General features: G+C 66.7%; 18 protein-coding genes. 8 read left to right on the top strand and 10 right to left on the bottom strand.

The features are described from left to right. Positions 1 to 8 precede the first annotated feature (8 nt). Together ACQ4MJ_RS22090 and ACQ4MJ_RS22095 are read right to left on the bottom strand one after the other, a co-directional pair. Positions 9 to 1,007, bottom strand: coding sequence for a Bug family tripartite tricarboxylate transporter substrate binding protein (locus ACQ4MJ_RS22090; RefSeq protein ID WP_431151262.1), 999 nt, complete (start codon positions 1,005 to 1,007; stop codon positions 9 to 11). Positions 1,008 to 1,028: 21 nt separating this feature from the next. Then, entirely contained in the window at positions 1,029 to 1,913 is an 885-nt protein-coding gene (locus ACQ4MJ_RS22095; RefSeq protein WP_055398054.1) for an N-formylglutamate amidohydrolase, read from the bottom strand. Positions 1,914 to 2,019: 106 nt separating this feature from the next. Between ACQ4MJ_RS22095 and ACQ4MJ_RS22100 the strand changes: the two genes are divergently transcribed. After that, a complete protein-coding gene (locus ACQ4MJ_RS22100; RefSeq protein ID WP_431151261.1) occupies positions 2,020 to 2,964 on the top strand; it encodes a LysR substrate-binding domain-containing protein in 945 nt (314 codons plus the stop codon). Positions 2,965 to 3,008: 44 nt separating this feature from the next. Here ACQ4MJ_RS22100 and ACQ4MJ_RS22105 read toward each other — a convergent pair whose 3' ends face one another. The 5 genes from ACQ4MJ_RS22105 to ACQ4MJ_RS22125 form a co-directional block, all read right to left on the bottom strand. Beyond that, a complete protein-coding gene (locus tag ACQ4MJ_RS22105; protein WP_431151260.1) occupies positions 3,009 to 3,983 on the bottom strand; it encodes a Bug family tripartite tricarboxylate transporter substrate binding protein in 975 nt (324 codons plus the stop codon). A gap of 40 nt (positions 3,984 to 4,023) precedes the next feature. Next, complete coding sequence (tcuB, locus tag ACQ4MJ_RS22110; protein WP_431151259.1) at positions 4,024 to 5,205, bottom strand: tricarballylate utilization 4Fe-4S protein TcuB; 1,182 nt, start codon at positions 5,203 to 5,205, stop codon at positions 4,024 to 4,026. Beyond that, positions 5,192 to 6,658: an FAD-dependent tricarballylate dehydrogenase TcuA gene (tcuA, locus tag ACQ4MJ_RS22115; protein WP_431151258.1), complete on the bottom strand. Its 1,467-nt coding sequence runs from the start codon at positions 6,656 to 6,658 to the stop codon at positions 5,192 to 5,194. The genes tcuB and tcuA overlap by 14 nt, the downstream gene beginning before the upstream one ends. Positions 6,659 to 6,943: 285 nt before the next feature. Then, positions 6,944 to 7,927 (bottom strand): LysR family transcriptional regulator, encoded by a 984-nt coding sequence (locus ACQ4MJ_RS22120; protein WP_431151257.1) that lies wholly within the window; start codon positions 7,925 to 7,927, stop codon positions 6,944 to 6,946. 220 nt (positions 7,928 to 8,147) lie between these two features. Next, positions 8,148 to 8,975: an IclR family transcriptional regulator gene (locus ACQ4MJ_RS22125; RefSeq protein ID WP_431151256.1), complete on the bottom strand. Its 828-nt coding sequence runs from the start codon at positions 8,973 to 8,975 to the stop codon at positions 8,148 to 8,150. A 104-nt stretch (positions 8,976 to 9,079) separates the two neighbouring features. Between ACQ4MJ_RS22125 and ACQ4MJ_RS22130 the strand changes: the two genes are divergently transcribed. From ACQ4MJ_RS22130 to ACQ4MJ_RS22145, 4 genes are read left to right on the top strand one after another with little or no spacing between them, the layout of a single operon-like run. Continuing rightward, positions 9,080 to 10,111, top strand: coding sequence for a tripartite tricarboxylate transporter substrate binding protein (locus tag ACQ4MJ_RS22130; RefSeq protein WP_431151255.1), 1,032 nt, complete (start codon positions 9,080 to 9,082; stop codon positions 10,109 to 10,111). A gap of 29 nt (positions 10,112 to 10,140) precedes the next feature. Then, positions 10,141 to 11,667: a class I adenylate-forming enzyme family protein gene (locus tag ACQ4MJ_RS22135; protein WP_431151254.1), complete on the top strand. Its 1,527-nt coding sequence runs from the start codon at positions 10,141 to 10,143 to the stop codon at positions 11,665 to 11,667. 17 nt (positions 11,668 to 11,684) lie between these two features. After that, a complete protein-coding gene (locus ACQ4MJ_RS22140; RefSeq protein ID WP_431151253.1) occupies positions 11,685 to 12,479 on the top strand; it encodes a citryl-CoA lyase in 795 nt (264 codons plus the stop codon). Continuing rightward, a complete protein-coding gene (locus tag ACQ4MJ_RS22145) occupies positions 12,476 to 13,309 on the top strand; it encodes an SDR family NAD(P)-dependent oxidoreductase (RefSeq protein ID WP_218300805.1) in 834 nt (277 codons plus the stop codon). The genes ACQ4MJ_RS22140 and ACQ4MJ_RS22145 overlap by 4 nt, the downstream gene beginning before the upstream one ends. 7 nt (positions 13,310 to 13,316) lie before the next feature. On the opposite strand, the gene ACQ4MJ_RS22150 is transcribed toward ACQ4MJ_RS22145, so the two are convergent. From ACQ4MJ_RS22150 to ACQ4MJ_RS22160, 3 genes are read right to left on the bottom strand one after another with little or no spacing between them, the layout of a single operon-like run. Further along, a complete protein-coding gene (locus ACQ4MJ_RS22150; protein ID WP_431151252.1) occupies positions 13,317 to 14,390 on the bottom strand; it encodes a porin in 1,074 nt (357 codons plus the stop codon). 55 nt (positions 14,391 to 14,445) lie between these two features. Then, a complete protein-coding gene (locus ACQ4MJ_RS22155) occupies positions 14,446 to 15,444 on the bottom strand; it encodes a Bug family tripartite tricarboxylate transporter substrate binding protein (protein WP_431151251.1) in 999 nt (332 codons plus the stop codon). A 39-nt stretch (positions 15,445 to 15,483) separates the two neighbouring features. Further along, entirely contained in the window at positions 15,484 to 16,575 is a 1,092-nt protein-coding gene (locus ACQ4MJ_RS22160; protein ID WP_431151250.1) for a 4-oxalomesaconate tautomerase, read from the bottom strand. A 179-nt stretch (positions 16,576 to 16,754) separates the two neighbouring features. Between ACQ4MJ_RS22160 and ACQ4MJ_RS22165 the strand changes: the two genes are divergently transcribed. From ACQ4MJ_RS22165 to bcsD, 3 genes are all read left to right on the top strand, one after another. Next, the gene (locus ACQ4MJ_RS22165) at positions 16,755 to 17,696 is read left to right on the top strand and encodes a LysR family transcriptional regulator (protein ID WP_055398073.1); all 942 of its coding nucleotides are present in this window, start codon (positions 16,755 to 16,757) and stop codon (positions 17,694 to 17,696) included. Continuing rightward, the gene (mnmA, locus tag ACQ4MJ_RS22170; RefSeq protein ID WP_055398068.1) at positions 17,693 to 18,823 is read left to right on the top strand and encodes a tRNA 2-thiouridine(34) synthase MnmA; all 1,131 of its coding nucleotides are present in this window, start codon (positions 17,693 to 17,695) and stop codon (positions 18,821 to 18,823) included. The genes ACQ4MJ_RS22165 and mnmA overlap by 4 nt, the downstream gene beginning before the upstream one ends. A 331-nt stretch (positions 18,824 to 19,154) precedes the next feature. Further along, entirely contained in the window at positions 19,155 to 19,631 is a 477-nt protein-coding gene (gene bcsD / locus ACQ4MJ_RS22175) for a cellulose biosynthesis protein BcsD (RefSeq protein WP_233559526.1), read from the top strand. Positions 19,632 to 19,652: the final 21 nt, after the last annotated feature.

Here is a 19,652-nt window from a genome sequence, read left to right on the forward strand (position 1 = left end):
AGTGGGCACTATTGATCCACGGAGATCTTGTGGGTCTTCACGATGTTCTTGTAAAAACCGATGCGCTGCTGAATCTCATTGCGAAACTCTGCGGGCTTCACGGTATCAGGCAGCATAGCGCCGCGGTCATTCCATGCCCTTTGTGTTTGCGGATCACGCAACACGGTACGCATCGCTTCGTAGAGCTGCGCAACGATGGATTCCGGCGTTTTTGCAGGTGCGGCAAGACCTGTCCAGGAAGTCAGGTTCAGCTCCGGCAACTTCAGCTCGTCGAAGGTCGGGACATCCGGCAGTTGGGGCGCGCGGATTGGCGATGCCACCGCCAGCGCGCGCAGGCGACCGTTCTGAGCCATGCTGAGGTTGGAGGACAGGTTGTTCCAGGTCATGTGCACCTGGCCCGCCTGCAGGTCGGTCAGCGCGGGGCCAGCGCCCCTGTATGGGATGTGGGTGATGGACAGCCCCAGCTTGGCCTTGAGCAGCTCCATGCTCAGGTACGCCAGCGAGCCATTGCCCGAGGAGGCGTAGTTCAGCTTGCCCGGGTTCTCCTTCACGTATTTCACGAACTCGGCGAAGTTCTTCACGGGCAGGCCGGGGGTGATCAAGAGCACATTGGCCAGGCGATCAATCAGCGTGATGGGGGCAAAGTCATTGACCGCGTCGTAGGGCAGGCTGGGCGACAGGGCGGGGTTGATCACATGCGTGGTCTGCGAGGTGACGATCAGCGTGTAGCCATCGGGCTGGGCCTTGGCCACCTGTGTGGTGCCGATGGTGCCGCCAGCGCCCCCTTTGTTTTCCACAATCACGGGCTGCCCCAGCACTCGGCCCAGCCTGTCGGCTATCGCCCGGCCGGAGTTGTCTACGGCGCCTCCGGGCGGAAACGGCACCACCAGTGTGATCGGACGTGTGGGATAGCGGTCGGGCGCCTGGGCCAGTGCCGGCAGGGCAATGGCGCCCGTCACGGCGCTGGTCGATGCGATAAAGCGGCGGCGGTTCATGGGGGTGGGCATGGTGGGTCCTCTTGGTTGAAATCAGGCGTTGTCCAGGCAAGCGCTGCGGATATGGGCGGCCATCTCGTGCAGCAGGTCGGTGATGTCCGCGCGCACGCGGTTAGCGTGTGGCAGCGGCTCCCGCGTCTGCTCGTTCAGGTAGATGGCCCGGTTGATCTCGATCTGCAGGCTTTCATGACCCCGCGAAGGCGCCCCGAACCGGCGCAGCAGCTCCTGGCCTGCGTAGGGGTCGTTGATGGCCACGCAGTAGCCGCGGCGGCGGAAAGCTTCGGCCACGCGCTGGGTGAATGCGCTGCTGCAGCTGCGACCGTTCAGGTCGCCCAGCACCACGTCGGCCAGCGGGCCGGGCGCCACGCGGCCCAGCCGCTCGTAGGCGTTGCTGGGCATGGAATGCAAGTTCAGGTGCCAACGCGGGCCACGCTGGGCGGCGGCCTCCAGTGCCTGCGCCAGCGCATGTTGGTATGGGCGCCAGTAGTGGGTGATGCGGTGCGCAACCTCCTGGGCCGACAGGCGGCGCGCGTAGATGGGCTGGTGCGTGGGGGTGTGGCTGGGAACCAGCCCCATGCCCAGCTCCAGGGTGCGGGCGGTAGGGGCGGTATTGCCGGGCCAGGCATCGGCCAGCATGATGGGGTCGATGTCGTACTCATGGCGGTTCGGGTCGATGTAGCTGCGCGCAAAGGTGGCGTGCACCAGCGTGCCGCCCACACGCGGCACCGCGTCCCACAGCCAGTGCACATGGGTGTCTTCGCACTTGCGCAGATCGGCGGTGGAGACGGCATAGCCAAAGTCGGGCGGATAGTCGGTGCCGCTGTGCGGAGAGTCGCAGACCAAAGGGATGGGGGCATCGGTGGCGGGCCGGAGCACCTGGACGGGCGTGGCGGGAAGAAGGGCTTCGGGTAGCTGCATGGTTCTCGGGGATCAAGGTGGGACAGATGGGCGAAGCGTAGGGAGCCAGGTGCCTGCGGGCAAACGACAATTTGATCTGCGCTGATAACCGGATGTAATCACCACCATGCAGTTCAAGTCCCCCTCACTGCCCGAGTTGCACGCCTTTCTTGCGGTCTGCCAGCTGGGCAGTTTTCGACAGGCGGCGGGTGTGCTGTTCGTGACCCAGGCGGCTGTCAGCCGGGCAGTGCAGCGGCTGGAGCAGCGGCTGGAATGCACGCTGCTGGACCGCTCCGGCCCCCGGGTGCTACCCACCGCACGGGGCCGCGAGTTCCAGCAATTGGTGGAGGCCCATGTGGCAGGCCTGGAGACCGCCGTGAGCCGGTTCGGGGTGCGTGCTTCAAAGCGTCGGCTGCGGGTCAGCGTAGTACCCACCCTGGCCACCCGCTGGCTGGTCCCACGGCTGGGCCAGTTCCACACGCTGCACCCGGACATCGAGATCGAGCTGCGGCCGTTCCACCACGATGAGAGCTTCACGCGCGACGACGTGGACCTGTGGGTCAATGTGAAGCGCCCCGGGCGCACTTGGCCGCGCGGCATCCGTGCACGCTACTTGGCGGGGCGGGAGATCGTGCCCGCTTGCACCCCGGCGCTGGCGGCCAAGCTGCGCCAACCGCGTGATCTGCTCAAGGCAACGCTGCTGCAGCACATCAACTTTCCCGGCAATTGGGCGCTGTGGCTGCAAAAGGCCGCAGGGATAGACCTAGCCCCCGTACTGGGCCCGGGGTTTGATCTGGGCAACAACCTGATCGTTGCAGCCTGTGCGGGCATGGGGGTCACGGTGATCCAGCCCATGCTGATCGAAGCCGAACTGGCGTCGGGCCAGCTGGTGTTGACCTTCAGCCCGGCCGTGAACACGGACCGGGGCTATTACCTGTGCAGCCGTGCAGCACTGGCCGAGAACGAAGCGGTCGCGCAGTTCACACGCTGGCTGCTGGGTGAGGCCCAGGCCAGCAGCGAACGGGCCGGCTTTTCTGCACGCGGCAGCGCGGCGCGCAAGAAGATGGCCTGACCTGCATGGGGCGGCGGGGGCACCGCTTTGCCGCAGAGGCCAGCTCAGTCCGCCGTGAGCTTGCGCTCCTTGATGATGGCAGCCCACTGGGTCGACTCCTTCTTCATGAAGGTGGTGAGTTCGGCGCGTGAGGTGGGCTGGGGCGTCAGGCCGTGCTTGTTCAGTGCGTCCTTCACGGCCGGGTCGTTGAGCACCTTGACGATCTCCTGGTTCCAGCGCTCCAGCAGCGGCACCGGCGTTTTGCCCGGCGCCACAAACGCATACCAGTTGAGCGCCTCAAAGCCCGGAAAGCCCGATTCCGCCACGGTGGGGATATTGGGCAGATAGGCTGGCCGCGTGAGACCCGTGGTGGCCAGCGGGATCAGCCTGCCCGTTTCGATGTGCGGCAGGGCCGTGGGTGGGGCTGCAAAGTAGGAGGTGATGCGCTCGCCCAGCAAATCCTGCAAGGCGGGTGCCCCACCTTTGTAGGGCACGTGGGTCATGTCGATGCCCGCCCGCTGGTTGAAAAGCTCGCCCGCCAGGTGCGATGCCGAGCCCGCGCCCGTGGAGGCAAAGTCAACGCTGCCAGGCTTCTTCTTGGACAGCTGCACAAACTCTGCCAGCGTCTTTGCGCCTGCAGCCTTGTGCACGACCAGCACGTTGGGGAAGTTCACGCCGCCTGAGATCGCCGCCAGGTCCTTGAACGGGTCGTAGGTGAGTTTCATCAAGTGCGGCGCAATGGTGAGCGGGCCCACCGAGCCGAACAGCAGCACCGTGCCGTCGGGTGCCGCATTGGCCACGAACTGGTGCGCGATATTGCCGCCGGCGCCACCCTTGTTGTCCACCACCACCGACTGGCCGATGTTCTCACCCAGCTTCTTGGCAATCAGTCGCGCCGCCGCGTCGGCTGCACCGCCCGCGGCAAAGCCCACGACGAGCGTGACGGGCTTCTTGGGCGGAAAGTCTTGCGCAGCAGCGCCGAACGCCAGGGGGGCGGTCGCCAGCGCCAGGGCGCAGTGCAGCAGGGTGCGTTTTTTCATGGGTGTCTCCTTCATCGTGGGTGGTGTATGGATCGTTGGCTCAGTCGGCGCTCAAACCGATGGGGTGGGGCTGGCGCTTTTCCACCGCGTGGCGCAGCAGCGCAGCGGTGCGGAAAATGCCGTGCGCAAACTTGCCGTAGGGCATGGTGGCGAACAGCGCCATCACCGCGCCCAGGTGCAGGCACAGCAGCAGCGGCAGGCCTGCGGTGCCACGCGCGGCCCACAAGGCCAGGCCGCTGGTGGCGGTGAGGAACAGCAGGGCGATGAAGGCGCGGTCCATGGGCTTTTGTGCGGCATCGCCGTGTTGCGGGTGGCGGCGCAGATTCAGCCGCCACAGGCCGGCCGTGCCAATCGCCAGGCTGATGCCGCCCACGCCGCCCAGCAGCTTGGGCAGGCTGGGCAGGTCGTACGGTGCAGGCGCGCCAAGCAGGTAGTGGTACAGCGTGGCCACGCTGGTGGCCGCAAAACACAGCATGAATCCGTAGAACGTGAGGTGGTGCATGCGCCTGCGCGACAAGGTGTAGGCGTCGTCCTCGTTGTGGCAGCCGTCGCCGTGGCCGCCGTCCAGGTACTTCAGGCGCAGCACGGCATCGGTGGCCTCGGCCGTGGCGGGCGCGCTCAGCGGTGCGCCGCTGGTGGCGGGTGTGATATCGCGCCAGAAACGGCGCACGCCCAGGCCCAGCGCCAGCACGGCGAACAGAAAGACGGGCGCGAACAGTCCCACCAGCAGGTTGTGCGGGAAGATGCCGTAGAAGCCGCCCACAGGGGCCTGCCACAGCGCGGCGATTCCTCGCCCATGCAGTGCCACGGCCAGCAACAGGAACAGCGTGAGCCCGGCCACCAGTGCCAGGGCCAGGGTCAAGCCGCTGCGCTGGTACAGCTGGCCCAGCGCGGGTGGCCAGGCGTAGTCGGCGTAGGTCTGGCCACGCACCTGGGCCATGGCCTGCGGAATGTTCACCGCAAACTCATGCGGCGGCGCGTACTGGCAGGCGTGCAGGCAGGCACCGCAGTTGTGGCACAGGTTGGCGATGAAGTGGATGTCGGCCTTGCCAAACTTCAGCCGCCGCGTCATGGCCGGGAACACGGCGCAAAAGCCTTCGCAGTAGCGGCAGGCGTTGCAGATCTGCAGCTGGCGCGCCACCTCGGTTTCGGGCGCAGACAGCACGATGTCGCCATTTGCCAGCGCCCGGGCGTCGCGCGTCAGGGCCTCAAGCGTTTGCATGGTTTGCTCCTTGTTTTGTAGCGTTTGAGGCATGTGCGACTGGCGCTACCGGCCGTTTGGAGGCCAAAGCTGCCTGCGTGCCCGCAATGCGGCCAAACGCAGTGCCAATGCTCATGCCCACCCCGGCGGTGTACCCCTTGCCCAGCACGTTGCCCGCCATCATTTCGCCCGCCACAAACAGGTTGGGGCTGGGCACGTTGCCAAAGCGCACGGCGGCGGTGTCGTCGGTGTGCAGGCCGAGGTACGTGAAGGTGACGCCGGGCTTGAGCGCGTAGCCGTAGAACGGCCCGATGTCGATGGGCCGGGCCCAGTGTGTCTTGGCGGGCGCCACGCCTTCGGTGTGGCAGTCGTCCAGCGTGGTGTGGTCAAACTGGCCCACGCGGCAGGCGGCGTTGTAGTCGTTGAGCGTGCGCATGAAGGTGTCCACGGGCAGGTCGAGCTTTTGCGCCAGCTCGGGCAGGGTGTCGGCCTTCACGCCCGGGAACACGGGCGGCATGAAGCGGCCAATGGCCTTGCTGTCGATGATGGAGTAGCCGATCTGCCCCGGCTGCTGCGCCACCAGACGGCCCCAGATGGCATAGCGCTTAGGCCAGAAGTCCTCGCCCTCGTCGTAGAAGCGCTCGCCATTGCGGTTGACCACCACGCCCAGCGACACGCAGTCGATGCGCGTGCAGATGCCGCCGTCGTACAGCGGCGCGCGCGCGTCGATGGCCACCATGTGTGCCTGCGTGGGGTCGCCAATGCGGTCCGCGCCATGGTCTTCAAGCAGGTGCTTGAGCAGCACCCCCTTGTTGTAGGCCGTGCCGCGGATCAGGAAGTTGTCGGCCGGCCACTCGCCGCGCTCGTTCTGGCCCCAGGCTTCGCGCAGCCATTCGCGGTTCGATTCGAAGCCGCCAGCGGCCAGCACGCAGCTTTTGGCGGCAATGCGCTCGCCGTTGGCCAGGTGGGCGGCGACGAAGCGGCGGCCGTCCATCTCGATGCGGTCCACGAGCGCCTCGTAGCGGATCTGCACGCCCAGCTGCTCCGCGCTGCGGTAGTAGGCATTGACCAGCGCCTTGCCGCCACCCATGAAGAACGCGTTGGTGCGTGCCACATGCAGCGTGCCTGCCAGCGCGGGCTGAAAGTGCACGCCGTGGCGGCGCATCCAGGGGCGGCAGGTGCTCGACTCGCGGATCACCAGGCGCGCCAGGTGTTCGTTGGTCAGCCCGCCCGTCACCTTGAGCAGGTCTTGCCAGAACTCTTCCTCGGGGTAGGCATCGACCAGCACGTCCTGCGGCGCATCGTGCATGCAGCGCAGGTTGCGCGTGTGGGCCGAGTTGCCGCCGCGCCAGGCGCGCGGGGCGGATTCGAGCAGCAGCACGCTGGCGCCCGCCTCGCGTGCCATCAGGGCGGCGCACAGGGCGGCATTGCCGCCACCGATGACCAGCACATCGACCACAGCATCGCCGCTCATGGCCGGTGGCTCCCGGCGGTGCGCTGCGCGCGGGGGAATGAAGAGGGGGGTGTGGGACCCATGGGGTGTCTCCTGGCGTGGTTGCCGTGTCGTTCATCGGGGTGATGGCGACTGTAGGGAGACACAGGCCCGCCGTGCAGCGGGTTCAGGTCATGGGGGTATCACGGATCGTGATGGCTGCGATGAGGCACGGCGGGTGTTACGCCGGGCTCTTCCACCGCACCGAGGGCGGTGTCCCCCTTCCCATCGCGCAGCGATGAGAGAAGGGGGAAGCGGCGCAGCCGCTCAGGGGGATGTGCCTATCCATGTCGTGCCAAACCACTGGCCGCTCGTCACCAATTCACGCACGCAGTCCGTCAGCACCACCCGCGCGGCCAGCGCAGCGGGCGAGAGCTCTTCGTCGGGCAGGCTGCACAGCAGGTTGACGCGGCGCGCGGGCGCGTCGGTGAGGCGTGCGCACTGAAAGCGCTCGGCCGCATCTGGGTAGCGGCCCATGGCGGCCCAGGGCTGCACGGTGGAGCCCAGGCCTGCGTCCACAGCGGCCATCACCATGGCGAGCGAGTCCACTTCCAGCACCACGTGGGGTGCCACGCGGTCGCGGGCAAAGGCGGTGTCCAGCGTGCTGCGCAGGCCGTGCGGGCCAGTGGGCAGGATCAGCGGCTCCTGCACCAGCTCGGCAACGGTGATGGTTTCCGGCAGCTGCCGGCCACGGGGGTTGCCGGGACCCTCCCCTCGGTCACGGGCGCAGATGAGGAACAGGTCTTCCTCCAGCAGCGGCGCCATGTCCCAGCGGCGCGCGCCGGTGGCCTGCTGCGCCTGGTGCAGGCGCGTGTCGAACAGCACGGCCAGGTCCAGCTCGCGCGCATGCAGCATGGCCGTGAGGTGGCCCGACATGCTCTCCACCATGTGCAGCCGCACGTCCGGGTAGCGTGTGCGCATGGCCTGCATCAGTGGCAGGCCGAGTACGCCGGAAGTGGTGGGCGCCAGCCCCACGGTGACGGTGCCCGACAGCCGCGCCTGCTGCGCCGCGCGCACGGCCTGGTCGGCATGGCGCAGGGTGAGCTGCGCCTCGCGAAAGAACGCCAGCCCTGCCTCTGTGGGCGTGACGCCGCGCGGCGTGCGCTGCAGCAGGCGCGTGGCCAGCTCGCTCTCCAGCCGGGTGATTTGCTGGCTCAGCGCGGACTGCACCACGTCCAGGTCCAGCGCAGCGCGGCTCATGGAGCCTTGCTCCACCACACGCACGAAATAGCGCAGTTGTCTCAGTTCCATGGGCGGGCCTCAGGGTGCATGGCGTGACTCGGATGCAGGGCGGTCAACAGGGTGGTGGAAAGGCAGGGGAAGCATTGGTTTGAAGCCAAATTGCCATCTGGCGCTGGTCCATTCATCGCTGAGAGCTATCATTTTTATAGTAATTGCTTCGGTGGCGTTCGCGGCGTCGGCTGGCTGGCATCGTCCGTCTGCGGCTTGCCAGAGTGTGCCGCAGACCCGCTCAGATGCCATTGGGCAGGTGCGCCGCCAGCGCCTCGCGCATCCAGCGCGCGATGAGCTGCTGGCGGTCGCGCGGCATGCGGTCCACGGTCGATGCCACGCTGATCGCCGCCACCGGTTCGCCCGCCGCGTTGCGCACGGCCATGCCAGCCGCCAGCACGCCCTGCGTGGCGTGGTTGCCCACCACCGACCAGCCGCGCTCGCGCGTGGCGCGCACCAGGATCTGCAGGCGCTCGGGCGTCATGCCGCCGTAGCGCGGCAGATCTTGCGCGTTGGCGTCGATGCAGGCCTGCATCTCGGCATCGGGCAGTGCCGCCAGCAACGCCAGGCCCGCGGCGCCCACGCCCAGCGGCTGGCGCGTGCCCACCTGGATCACCAGGATCTGCACCGGGTGCGTGCCCACATGGCGTGCAATGCAGTGCGAGGTGGGGCCTTCGCGCACGATGGCAAAGGCTGCGTCACCACAGGCGCGGCTTACTCGCTCCAGCACAGGCGCCAGGCGCACGGCCAGGTTGGGCTGGCCCGGGGGCTCGGCCAGGGCGGCCAGGCGCGGGCTCGCCACGTAGCGAAAGCGCCCGCGCTGCGCCACGTAGCCGCTCTCCATCAGCGTGGCGAGCAGCCGGTACACGGGGGCCCGCTCCAGCGCGGCGGCGCGGCACAGGTCCACCACGCGCGCGCCGTCGCGGCCATGGGCCAGCACAGCCTCCAGCACCTGCAGGCCGCGCCGCAGCGTGCGGCTGCCGTGGTCGTCGGCCGGTTCGTCTGCCGTGTGCGCACTCACACGTTCGTCCGGCAGCCGGACGTTTGAATTCGCAGGTCGGGAGGGCATGGGAAAGAATTTGTTCGTCAACGCCACCAGTGCGCAGTGTGCCGCAGAGCACGCAGCAGGGCGCCACGACGGCATTTTTCCAAGAACCACCGGAGACAGACACCATGAGCCCACACACCCCCGCCGCGCTGGGTCAGCGCAAAGCTTCGCCATCCCTGCCGCGCCGCGCCCTGCTGGCGCTGGTCGCCACCCTGGCCTGCGGCGCCGCCATGCCATTGCAGGCCCAGCCCAATGCCTCGGGCTGGCCCACCAAACCGGTCAAGCTGGTGGTGGGCTATGCGGCGGGCGGCGCCACGGACGTGATTGCGCGCCTGGTGGCCGTCAAGCTCGGCGACCAGCTGGGCCAACCCGTGGTGGTGGACAACCGCGCAGGCGCCAACAGCAACGTGGGCGCAGAGGCCGTGGCGCGCGCGCCGGCCGATGGCTACACGCTCTACGTCTACACCATCGCCAACACCATCAACGCCACGCTGTACCCCAAGCTGGGCTACGACCCGGTCAAGGACTTCGAGCCCATCGGCATGATCGCCAAGATTCCGAACATCCTGGTGGTCAACCCCAAGCTGCCCATCAAGAACCTGGCCGACTACGTGCGCTACGCCAAGGATTCCAAGGACGGCATCACGTTTGCGTCGTCGGGCAGCGGCTCGTCCATCCACCTCTCGGGCGAGATGTTCAAGATGCAGTCCAAGCTCAAGATGCTGCATGTGCCCTACCGGGGCAGCGCACCCGCCGTCACCGACCTGCTGGGCGGCCAGGTGGATTCGATGTTCGACAACACGCCGTCGGCCCTGCCGCACGTGCAGGCGGGCAAGCTGCGCGCCATTGCCATCACCAGCGCCCAGCGCTCGCCCCTGCTGCCGGACGTGCCCACGCTGGCCGAGTCGGGCTACACGGGCTTTGATGTGCAGTCGTGGTTCGGCCTGGCCGCACCGGCGGGCACGCCGCGCGCCGTGATCGAGCAGGTCAACGCGGCCCTGAACAAGGTGCTGGCCCAGCCCGAGGTGCGCACGCGCCTGCAGGAGCTTGCCGCCACGCCCGATGGTGGCACCCCCGACAAGATGCGCCAGTTTGCCGCCGCCGAGATCAAGCGCTGGCGCGAAGTGGTGAAAGAGTCGGGCGCATCCGCAGAGTGACAGATCACCCACACAACCTCACCTCTTTCATGTTCCCCATCGACTTCTTCTGGCGGGCCGCCCAGCGCTGGCCCGACCGCATCGCCATCGACGCGCCCGAGGGCTCCATCCGCTACGACGCGCTGGCCGCCCGCGTGGCAGCGCTCGCGGCGGGCTTCACAGCCATCGACCCCACACCCCAAAGCCGCGTGGGCATCTGCGCGGGCAACAGCGCCGACCACATCGCCGCGCTGCTGGCCGTGCTGGCCTGCGGCAAGGTGTGGGTACCGCTCAACCCCAAGAGCACGCGGCCCGAGATCCGCCGCATCATCGACGCGACCGAGCCCACCCTGCTGGTGCTGGACGCCGCGTGCGCTGACCTGCTCGAAGGCGCGCCCGGCACCCGCGTGCTGACCGGCGCGCAGGCCACCGAGGGGGCCACCACGCTGGCCGGCTTGGCCGCTGCGCACGCTGGTGCGCTACGCCCGCAGCTGGACCTGCCGGACGACGCCACCCAGGCCATCAAGTTCACTGGCGGCACCACGGGCGCACCCAAGGGCGTGATGCAGCCATACCGCGCGTGGATGGCCAACATCACCAACCAGATCCACGCCTGGGGCTTTGACGAGCACGAGCGCTACATCCTGGCCGCACCCATCACACACGGCACCTCCACGTACATCCTGCCTATCCTGGCGCAGGGTGGCTGCCATGTGGTGCTGGCCGGCGCGGGCGCCGAGGCGGTGCGCACGGCCTTCCGCGAGCGCGGCGGCACCGTGTGCTTCATGCCGCCCACGCTGGTCTACATGCTGATGGCGCTGCCCGGCGCGTCGCGCGCGGACTTTCCGCGCCTGCGCCGGCTCATCTACGGCGGCGCGCCCATGCCGCCCGAGAAAATTCGCCAGGTGCGCGACTTCTTCGGCCCGGTGCTGGGCACCACCTACGGCCAGACCGAGGCGCCGCAGATCCTCACCGTGCTGTGCCCTGAGGACTTCGATGACGAGCGCAACCTGGCCTCGGTGGGCCGCACCACCTGGTTCAGCGACGTGGGCATCATGGCGCCCGACGGCCGCCTGCTGCCCCCGGGCGAAGTGGGTGAGGTGGTGGCGCGCGGCGACCTGCTGATGACCGGCTACTGGCGCCTGCCCGAGAAGACGGCCGAGACCCTGGTGGACGGCTGGCTGCACACGGGCGACCGGGGCATGATTGACGAGCGCGGTTATCTCTACCTCAAGGACCGGCTCAAGGACATGGTGATCACTGGCGGTTTCAACGTCTACCCGGTGGACGTGGAGAACGCGCTGGGCCAGCACCCTGCGGTGCACGAATGCACCGTGTTCGGCCTGCCCGACGACAAGTGGGGCGAGACCGTGCAGGCCGCCGTGCAACTGCGCACCGGCGAGCACGCGAGCGAGGCCGAGCTGATCGCCTTTGTGCGCGAACGCCTGGGCCCGGTGCAGACGCCCAAGCGCATCCATTTCCACGAAAGCCTGCCGCGCTCGCCCGTGGGCAAGGTGCTCAAGTCCGCCGTGCGCGATGCGGCAATGGCCGTCACTGCCGGTACGGCCACTGCCTGAATGAAGGAACCCATTTCATGACCCACCCTGCTTCCAAGACCCCCGTCACCCGCCTGTGCACCCACACCCTCACCAGCCTGCATTACCGCGATGCGGACCTGGTCGAGGACTTGATGGGGAAGAAGACCTTCACCGAGGTGATGCTCATGCAGATCCTGGGCCGCACGCCGCGCGGCGTGGACCTGCGCATCACCGACGTGGTGCTCATCGTGCTGATGGAGCACGGCCTCACGCCCAGCGCCATTGCCACGCGGCTCATCTACATGAGCGCGCCCGAGAACCTGCAGGGCGCCGTGAGCGCGGGCCTGCTGGCCGTGGGCAGCTCCTTCGTGGGCACCATGGAGAACTGCTCGGGCCTGCTCGACCGCATTGCGGCGGCGCAAGACCCCGAGGCGGAGGCGCTGGCCATTGCGCGCGACTACAAGGGCCTCAAATCCCCCGTGCCCGGCTTTGGCCACCACCTGCACAAGCCCGTGGACCCACGCGCCTACAAGCTGCTCGAAATGGGCCGCGCCGAGCCCGATTTGCGGGGCGACAAGATCCGTGCGCTGGAGACGCTGTCCAAGGCTGTGGATGAGGTGGCTGGCCGCCCCATCACCATCAACGCCACCGGCGCGGTGGCCGCGCTGCTGGGCGAGATCGGCGTGCCCACGTCCGTGATGCGCGGCTTTGCCGTGATCTCGCGCGCGGCCGGGCTGGTGGCGCACATCGTGGAAGAGCAGCAAAGCCCCTCGGGCCGCTTCATCTGGGACACGGTGGAGCACGCCATTCCCTTCGTTGGCGGCAGTGCCGGCCAGGGCACGGACGCATGAGCGCCCCGCCAGCCCATTCACCTGCCCTGCCGCTCGATTTGTCAGGCCGCGTCGTCTTTGTGGCCGGAGGCGGGTCTGCCGGCCCGGGCTGGAGCATTGGCCGCGCCGCCTGCGTGACCTACGCGCGCCTGGGTGCCAGCGTGTGTGTGGCGGACCGCGACGCAGCCTCGGCCGAAGAAACCACGGCGCTCATCCACGCCGAGGGCGGAACGGCCGCCACCCTGGTGGGCGACGTGGCGGACGCGGCCGATGTGCAGCGCCTGTTTGCCGAGGCACGCGAGCGCTTTGGCGGCGCCATCGATGTGCTGCACCACAACGTGGGCATCGGCAAGACCGGCGGCCCGCTGGAGACGAGCGTTGAAGACTTCGACCGCATCCATTCCGTCAATGTGAACAGCCTGCTGCTGGCCTGCCAGCAGGTGCTGCCCGCCATGGTGGAGCGCGGGCGGGGTTCCATCATTGCGATCTCGTCCATCGCGGGCATGCGCTACCTCGGCTACCCGCACCTGGCCTATGGCGTGACCAAGGCGGCCGTCACGCACTTCACACGCATGGTGGCGCAGCAGTACGCGGGACAGGGCGTGCGCGCCAACACGGTGGTGCCCGGGCTCATCGACACGCCGCGCATTGCCACCACGGTGGCGAAGATGTTCTCGGACACCAGCCTCGACGAGGCCCGCGCCGCGCGCGCCCGGCAGGTGCCCATGGGCCGCATGGGCACGGCGTGGGATGTGGCGCATGCCTGCGCCTTCCTTGCCAGCGATGCCGCCGCCTACGTGACCGGCACCGAGCTGGTGGTGGACGGGGGCATCACCGGCAAGTTCGTGTAAGGCAGGTTCAGAACGTATGCACCACACCGGCCGAGATGCCGGTGGCCGTGGCCTTGTTCGCCGCACCCTGGAAGCCGTTGCGCCAGCGGGTGTTGTCCAGCTCGGCATACACCTTGGTGCGGCGCGAGAGCTTGTATTCGGCAAACGCCACCAGGCGGCCGTAGCCGTCGTCGGCGGCGCCCGTGCGGGTGCGGTCCACCTTGTAGTAGGCAGCCGTCAGATCGAACAGGGGCGTGACGGACCAGGTCGCGCCTGCCGAGAACACGCGCTGCACCGTGTGCTTGCCGACCGCTGTCTCGGCATCGCTGCGTGCCGCGTTGGCCGCCAGGCGCACGGTGTTCCATTGGTAGGCCGCGCCCAGGGTGGCTCCGTCCAGGGTGCGCTGGTTCGTGTCCTTGAAGGTCTGGAATGCGCCCGACAGTGTGACGCCGCTGGCCGCATAGGCCATGCCGACCCCGCGCGACGACAGGGCCGATGTCTTTCCAGCCACTTCACCCGTGCCCAACATCGCCCGTGCGGTGAGGCCGCCAAATCGCGCTGTGTACTTGATCGCGTTGTCCAGCCGGTACGAGCCTGACGTGGACCCCGCACTGCCGAACTCGATGCCCAGGCCATGCTGGCTGAGCGCGGCCACGCCGATGCTGGGGTTGAAGCTCGCAAAGCGCATGCCCAGCGGGTCCACGGGCGAGATGGCATCCGCCAGTGTGGTGGTCTGGCGGCCCAGGGCCAGCGTGCCCCATCCGCCCTCCAGACCGACCCAGGATGCGCGATCAAAGGTCTTGCTGGCGTTGGCAGAAGCGCCGGTGTCGGCGTTCAGTCCGCTCTCGAACTGGAACAGCGCCTTGGCACCGCCCCCCAGGTCTTCGCTGCCGCGAAGCCCCCAGCGGCTGGTGGTGTGTATGCCGCTGCCCAGGCTATGCGACGAACCGGGGGCTGCCGCATTGGCCGCCGTGAGGCCGCTGCCGTGGCGCAGCCCCAGGTCCACGGTTCCATACAGCGTGACGCCGCTGGTTTGTGCCGCGATGCAGCTGCTGGCCAGTGCGGCACAAAGCGCACCGATGTTGCCTATTCTTTTTCTCATAGATGTCTCCTGCCTGATTGAAATCTGAAACGGGTGCGAGGGTATTTCTGGGGCCTCAATCGGGGGTGAGCTGGGCTTTGTGCACGACGCCCTTCCACTTGGCGATCTCCTGGCGTACGGTCAGGGCCAATTGCTCGGGCGTGCTGGGCTCCACCACGGCGCCTTGTTCTTCAATGCGCCGTGCCACGTCCTTGTCCGCCAGGGCGGTGTTGAGCGCTTTGTTGAGCTGATCGACGACGGGCTTGGGCGTTTTGCCGGGCGCAAACAGGGCGTACCACTGCGTGATCTCGACGCCTTTCACGCCCGCCTCTTCCAGCGTGGGCACATCGGGCAACAGCGATGAACGCTTGGGGCCTGCCAGCGCCAGGGCGCGCAGCTTGCCGTTCTTGACGTGGGGGTAGGCTGAGAACAGGCTGGGGAACATGACCTGGGTCTGCCCGGCCATGGTGTCATTCATCGCGGGCGCGGCACCCCGGTAGGGCACGTGGGCCATCTGCGCACCGCTTTCCAGCTTGAAAATTTCGGCGGAGAAGTGCGGGGCTGTGCCGTTGCCGGCCGAGGCGTAGTTGAAGTCCTGGGGCTTGGCTTTGGTCAACGCCACCAGCTCGCCCACCGACTTGGCTGGCACCTTGGGGTGAACCACCATGAGCGTGGGCGAGTAGCTCACCATGCCAATGGGCTCGAACTGCGTGATGGGGTCGTAGCGCAGCTTTTGCAGCGCAGGGCTCATGCCGTGGGTGCCGATGTAGCCAAAAAGAATCGTGTGACCATCGGGCGCCGCGCGGGCCACAAACTCCGCCGCAATGGCACCGTTGGCGCCCGCCTTGTTCTCCACAATGACCTGTTGCCCCAGCAGGGTGGACAGCTTGAGCGCCACCACGCGCGCCATGCCGTCGTTGCCACCGCCAGCGGCGGTCGGCACCACGAGCGTGATGGGCTTGTCGGGATAGGCCGCATGTGCCAGGGAGGGGATCATTTGCACAGCGGCAGCGAGGGCCGCCGCGGTGAGCAGGGTGCGGCGTGCGCGCGATGGCGCAAAGTGTTGGCGAATCATTTTTTTGTCTCCTGTCATCCAAAGGGTTGGGGTGTGAAATCAGTGGGTGAATGCGTTTTCTGAAACGAACAGCGTGCCCTCCAGAATTTTTCGCGCCGTGCGAACCAGCGCGGCCTGCACCAGCTTGAATTGGCCGTCCACTTCGGTGAGTTCCACGTCTACATGAATGCGGCCGGCGGGGTGCAGCACTTCCACACGGCGTGTGCCTGCAATGGCGTGCTGCAGGGAGTCGGTGATCACCGTGCCTGGCAGCACGTGGGCAGCAGCCACGCCAATCGCACCGGTCACGGCGTGTGAGCGGTGGCAGCGGTGGGGTGTGAAATAGCGCGAAACGACGCTGCCCGGTTGATCGCCCGCAGACACGATCACGGGCTTGGGCAGCACGCTGTTCGATACGTCGCCCATGCCCATGCGCAGACCGGCTTCGCACCGCAACGCTTCCAGCCTGGAAAGCAGCTCGGCATTGGCATCCAGCTCTGCAGGGCTCTCGTTGCCGCACAGGCCGAGGTCCGCTGCCCGCACGAGCACCATCACCTGGGCGGCATCGATACAGGTGACCTGCAGGCCGTGGATGGTGTCGATGCGCTGGCCGGTCGGGAAAATCTGGCCCGTGACGGCGCCCCAGGCGTCCAGGAAGTTCATCAGCACCGGTGCCGCAGTGCCCTGCACGCCGTCAATATGCACATCGCCGTCGTAGTGCACCCGTCCGCCAGCGGTACACACCTGCACATCAATGCGTGAACGGGTGTTGACGTTGTAGACCCGTACCGTGGTGGTGTTTCCATGGCCGGAAGCGGGCACCAGCCCCTGCTCGATGGCAAAAGGCCCCACGCCCGCCAGCATGTTGCCGCAGTTGGGCCGCGTGTCCACCCGGGCCTCTTCCACACTGACCTGGGCGAAGAGGTAGTCCACATCGCAGTCGGCATGTACCGACCTGGAAACGATCGCCACCTTGCTGGTCAGCGAGTTTCCTCCGCCCAGGCCGTCAATCTGCAATTCATGCGGCGAGCCCAGCGCGGCGATCAGGGTGCGGTCGCGCGCCGCAGGGTCTTGCGGCAGCCAGTCGGCCAGGAAGAACGGCCCCCGGGAAGTGCCGCCACGCATCAGAACGCAAGGAAGGTTGTAGCTCATGGGTCGGCATGGTGCGACGCTTCATCTGTTCTGTGAATTGCATTGTTGACAATGATTGATGCATGCAGCGCAATAGGCTATGAGCTCTTGTACATGGTGAAATCACGTTCGTGAATTGCAATGTTCTGATCGTTTGATGCGTGCTGCGCAACAGCGAAACGTCTTGAAAGCCCATGCCCATGAACAACAAATTCGATCTTGCTGACATTCAGGCCTTTGCCGCGGTGGCTGAGTTGCAGAGCTTTCGTGCTGCGGCCGAGGCGATCCACTTGTCGCAGCCTGCCTTCAGCCGTCGCATCGACAAGCTCGAAGAAGCCCTGGGCGTGCGCCTGCTTGACCGCACCACCCGCCGTGTCACGCTCACGGCCGTGGGCCGTGACTTCGCGCGCAAGACCCGCGTGTGGCTGGATGACCTGGACGGCATGCTCATGGGCCTGGGCGACGTGGCCGCGCGCCGCATGGGCGAGGTGACGATTGCCTGCGTGCCGTCGGCCGTGTATTACTTTTTGCCGCAGGTGGTCAAGCGCTACCACGAGCGGTTTCCGAAAATCCGCGTCAAGGTGCACGACGCCAGCGCCAACGAGGTGCTGGTGGCCGTGGCGCAGGGCGATGCCGACTTTGGCCTCAATTTCATCGGCAGCCAGGAGGCCGAGATCGAGTTCAAGCCCGTGCTGGCCGAGCGCTTCGTAGCCGCCTGCCGGCGCGACCATGTGCTGGCGCGGCGCAAGAAGGTCACCTGGGCAGAGCTGGGCCAGCACGACTTCATGTCGGTGGGCAAGACCTCGGGAAACCGTCTGTTGATGGACCTGGCGCTGGCCAACGTGCCCGACCGCCCCCAGTGCCTGTACGAGGCCAAGCACGTGACCACGCTGCTCGGCCTGGTGGAGGCGGGCCTGGGCGTGGCTGCTGTGCCCAGCCTGGCCATGCCGGGCAAGGACCATCCCACACTGGTGAGCATTCCGCTGATCGAACCCGTGGTGACGCGCCAGATGGGGCTGATCAAACGCAGGGGCAAATCGCTGTCGCCCGCTGCGCAGCAGCTCTATGACCTGCTGGTGGCTACGCGTTCTGTGCGCCCACGCAGTGCTGCCACGGCGCAAAAAATACAATCGGGGCAATGACTGCCAATACCAAACCGCCCAAACAACGTGTTGTCGTGGGCCTTTCGGGCGGAGTGGACTCTGCCGTGACCGCCCACCTGCTCAAGCAACAGGGCCACGAAGTCGTCGGCATCTTCATGAAGAACTGGGAAGATGACGACGACAGCGAATACTGCTCGTCCAACATCGACTTCGTGGACGCCGCCGCCGTGGCTGATGTGATCGGCATCGAGATCGAACACGTCAACTTCGCAGCCGACTACAAGGACCGTGTGTTTGCCGAGTTCTTGCGTGAGTACCAGGCGGGCCGCACGCCCAACCCAGACGTGTTGTGCAACGCCGAGATCAAGTTCAAGGCTTTTCTGGACCACGCCATGCGCCTGGGCGCGGAGAAGATCGCCACGGGGCACTACGCCCGCGTGCGTCAGAACCCATCCTCCGGCCTGTTCGAGCTGCTCAAGGGGCTGGATCCCTCCAAGGACCAGAGCTACTTTCTGCACCGCCTGAACCAGGCGCAGCTGTCCAAGACGCTGTTCCCGGTGGGCGAGTTGCACAAGACCGAGGTGCGCCGGATCGCCGAGGAGATTGGCCTGCCCAATGCCAAGAAGAAGGATTCCACGGGCATCTGCTTCATTGGCGAGCGGCCGTTCCGCGAGTTCCTGAACCGTTACATCAGCCATGAGCCCGGCCCCATCCTGGACGACCGGGGCCGCAAGCTGGGCCAGCATGTGGGCTTGTCGTTCTACACCTTGGGCCAGCGCCAGGGCCTGGGCATCGGCGGAATCAAGGAGAAGGGCGCACAGCGTGGCGGCGGCGAGCATGCGCCCTGGTTTGTGGCCCGCAAGGACCTGGCCAGGAACACGCTGCGCGTGGTGCAGGGGCACGACCACCCCTGGCTGCTCTCCTCCGCCCTGGAGGCGCAAGATGCCAGCTGGACGTCCGGCCACCCCCCTGTGCCGGGGAACTATGCCGCCAAGACCCGCTACCGGCAGCAGGACGCCGCGTGCACCGTCGTCAGCGCGGACGGCGCGGGTTTTCAGCTGCGTTTCCCGCAGGCGCAGTGGGCGGTGACGCCGGGACAGAGTGCGGTCTTGTACGACGGGGAGGTCTGCCTCGGGGGCGGGGTCATTTTTGGTGCGACAGACTGAAACATCTGGGGCACATTGGCCCTCTAGCCGATTGTGGTGCACCCCCACAAATGGGGTTTTCTAATTAATTAAGACTATGGATTGAATAATCCAAATAGTAAATAATTAATTCTTGTGGCGTGACACCCACAAACTTCTACGTAGTTACCGCCAGTTGAACTAAGTTGACCTTTGGTTCGTCGCCACAAGCGTCATTTGTCACGGCGTGGCTTCTAGAATTCCCGAAAACGCTGTTTGAAACCACATGTATCAAAAAATGCACGTGGTAAACCCTTAGTTCATCTTGCTGACGGCCGTCAAAACGGGCCCGAAGCTTGCTCGTGCTTGCACCATGTCTCAAATTGTTTCCATGCCTTCGAGCCCCGACATCGCCGCGCACCTGGTCCGGCAGCAGTGTTCGGTGCAATGGCGAGGGTTTTTCCAGGCTCTTGCAGCGGAATTTGTCGCGGCCCTGCCACCGGAAGACCTTCGCGCGCTGATGTTCCGGGTGGGCGCGCGGTTTGCGGCAGACCATCCTTTGCCAGCGTGTGCCACTGTGGAAGACCTGCAGCGCAGCATGACGGCGGTCTGGACGAGCATCGACTGGGGCTGGGTCGATTTGACGCAGGAAGTTGCGCAGTTGAACATCCACCACAGCCTCTCGCCCGTATCTGCTGCATTCGGGCCGGACCACGTGCATTGGTCGGGTGGTTTCCTCGAAGGGGTCTACCAAAGCTGGTTCGACCAAGCGGGTGCCGGGCAACTCAAGGTGGTGCAGTGCGCACCTGCAGATGCCTGGGGGTGTGTACACCTTCAGCTGTCGCGCTGAGCACCGGGTTTCGGATCTATA

This window comes from Acidovorax facilis, from assembly GCF_050626955.1.
GTDB classification, from domain to species: Bacteria; Pseudomonadota; Gammaproteobacteria; order Burkholderiales; family Burkholderiaceae_C; genus Acidovorax; species Acidovorax facilis.

Excerpts from the sequence above, each read along its gene's own strand:
- ACQ4MJ_RS22090 (WP_431151262.1), bottom strand. The coding sequence starts at position 1,007 with ATGCCCACCCCCATGAACCGCCGCCGCTTTATCGCATCGACCAGCGCC.
- ACQ4MJ_RS22095 (WP_055398054.1), bottom strand. The coding sequence starts at position 1,913 with ATGCAGCTACCCGAAGCCCTTCTTCCCGCCACGCCCGTCCAGGTGCTC.
- ACQ4MJ_RS22100 (WP_431151261.1), top strand. The coding sequence starts at position 2,020 with ATGCAGTTCAAGTCCCCCTCACTGCCCGAGTTGCACGCCTTTCTTGCG.
- ACQ4MJ_RS22105 (WP_431151260.1), bottom strand. The coding sequence starts at position 3,983 with ATGAAAAAACGCACCCTGCTGCACTGCGCCCTGGCGCTGGCGACCGCC.
- tcuB (WP_431151259.1), bottom strand. The coding sequence starts at position 5,205 with ATGCAAACGCTTGAGGCCCTGACGCGCGACGCCCGGGCGCTGGCAAAT.
- tcuA (WP_431151258.1), bottom strand. The coding sequence starts at position 6,658 with ATGAGCGGCGATGCTGTGGTCGATGTGCTGGTCATCGGTGGCGGCAAT.
- ACQ4MJ_RS22120 (WP_431151257.1), bottom strand. The coding sequence starts at position 7,927 with ATGGAACTGAGACAACTGCGCTATTTCGTGCGTGTGGTGGAGCAAGGC.
- ACQ4MJ_RS22125 (WP_431151256.1), bottom strand. The coding sequence starts at position 8,975 with ATGCCCTCCCGACCTGCGAATTCAAACGTCCGGCTGCCGGACGAACGT.
- ACQ4MJ_RS22130 (WP_431151255.1), top strand. The coding sequence starts at position 9,080 with ATGAGCCCACACACCCCCGCCGCGCTGGGTCAGCGCAAAGCTTCGCCA.
- ACQ4MJ_RS22135 (WP_431151254.1), top strand. The coding sequence starts at position 10,141 with ATGTTCCCCATCGACTTCTTCTGGCGGGCCGCCCAGCGCTGGCCCGAC.
- ACQ4MJ_RS22140 (WP_431151253.1), top strand. The coding sequence starts at position 11,685 with ATGACCCACCCTGCTTCCAAGACCCCCGTCACCCGCCTGTGCACCCAC.
- ACQ4MJ_RS22145 (WP_218300805.1), top strand. The coding sequence starts at position 12,476 with ATGAGCGCCCCGCCAGCCCATTCACCTGCCCTGCCGCTCGATTTGTCA.
- ACQ4MJ_RS22150 (WP_431151252.1), bottom strand. The coding sequence starts at position 14,390 with ATGAGAAAAAGAATAGGCAACATCGGTGCGCTTTGTGCCGCACTGGCC.
- ACQ4MJ_RS22155 (WP_431151251.1), bottom strand. The coding sequence starts at position 15,444 with ATGATTCGCCAACACTTTGCGCCATCGCGCGCACGCCGCACCCTGCTC.
- ACQ4MJ_RS22160 (WP_431151250.1), bottom strand. The coding sequence starts at position 16,575 with ATGAGCTACAACCTTCCTTGCGTTCTGATGCGTGGCGGCACTTCCCGG.
- ACQ4MJ_RS22165 (WP_055398073.1), top strand. The coding sequence starts at position 16,755 with ATGAACAACAAATTCGATCTTGCTGACATTCAGGCCTTTGCCGCGGTG.
- mnmA (WP_055398068.1), top strand. The coding sequence starts at position 17,693 with ATGACTGCCAATACCAAACCGCCCAAACAACGTGTTGTCGTGGGCCTT.
- bcsD (WP_233559526.1), top strand. The coding sequence starts at position 19,155 with ATGTCTCAAATTGTTTCCATGCCTTCGAGCCCCGACATCGCCGCGCAC.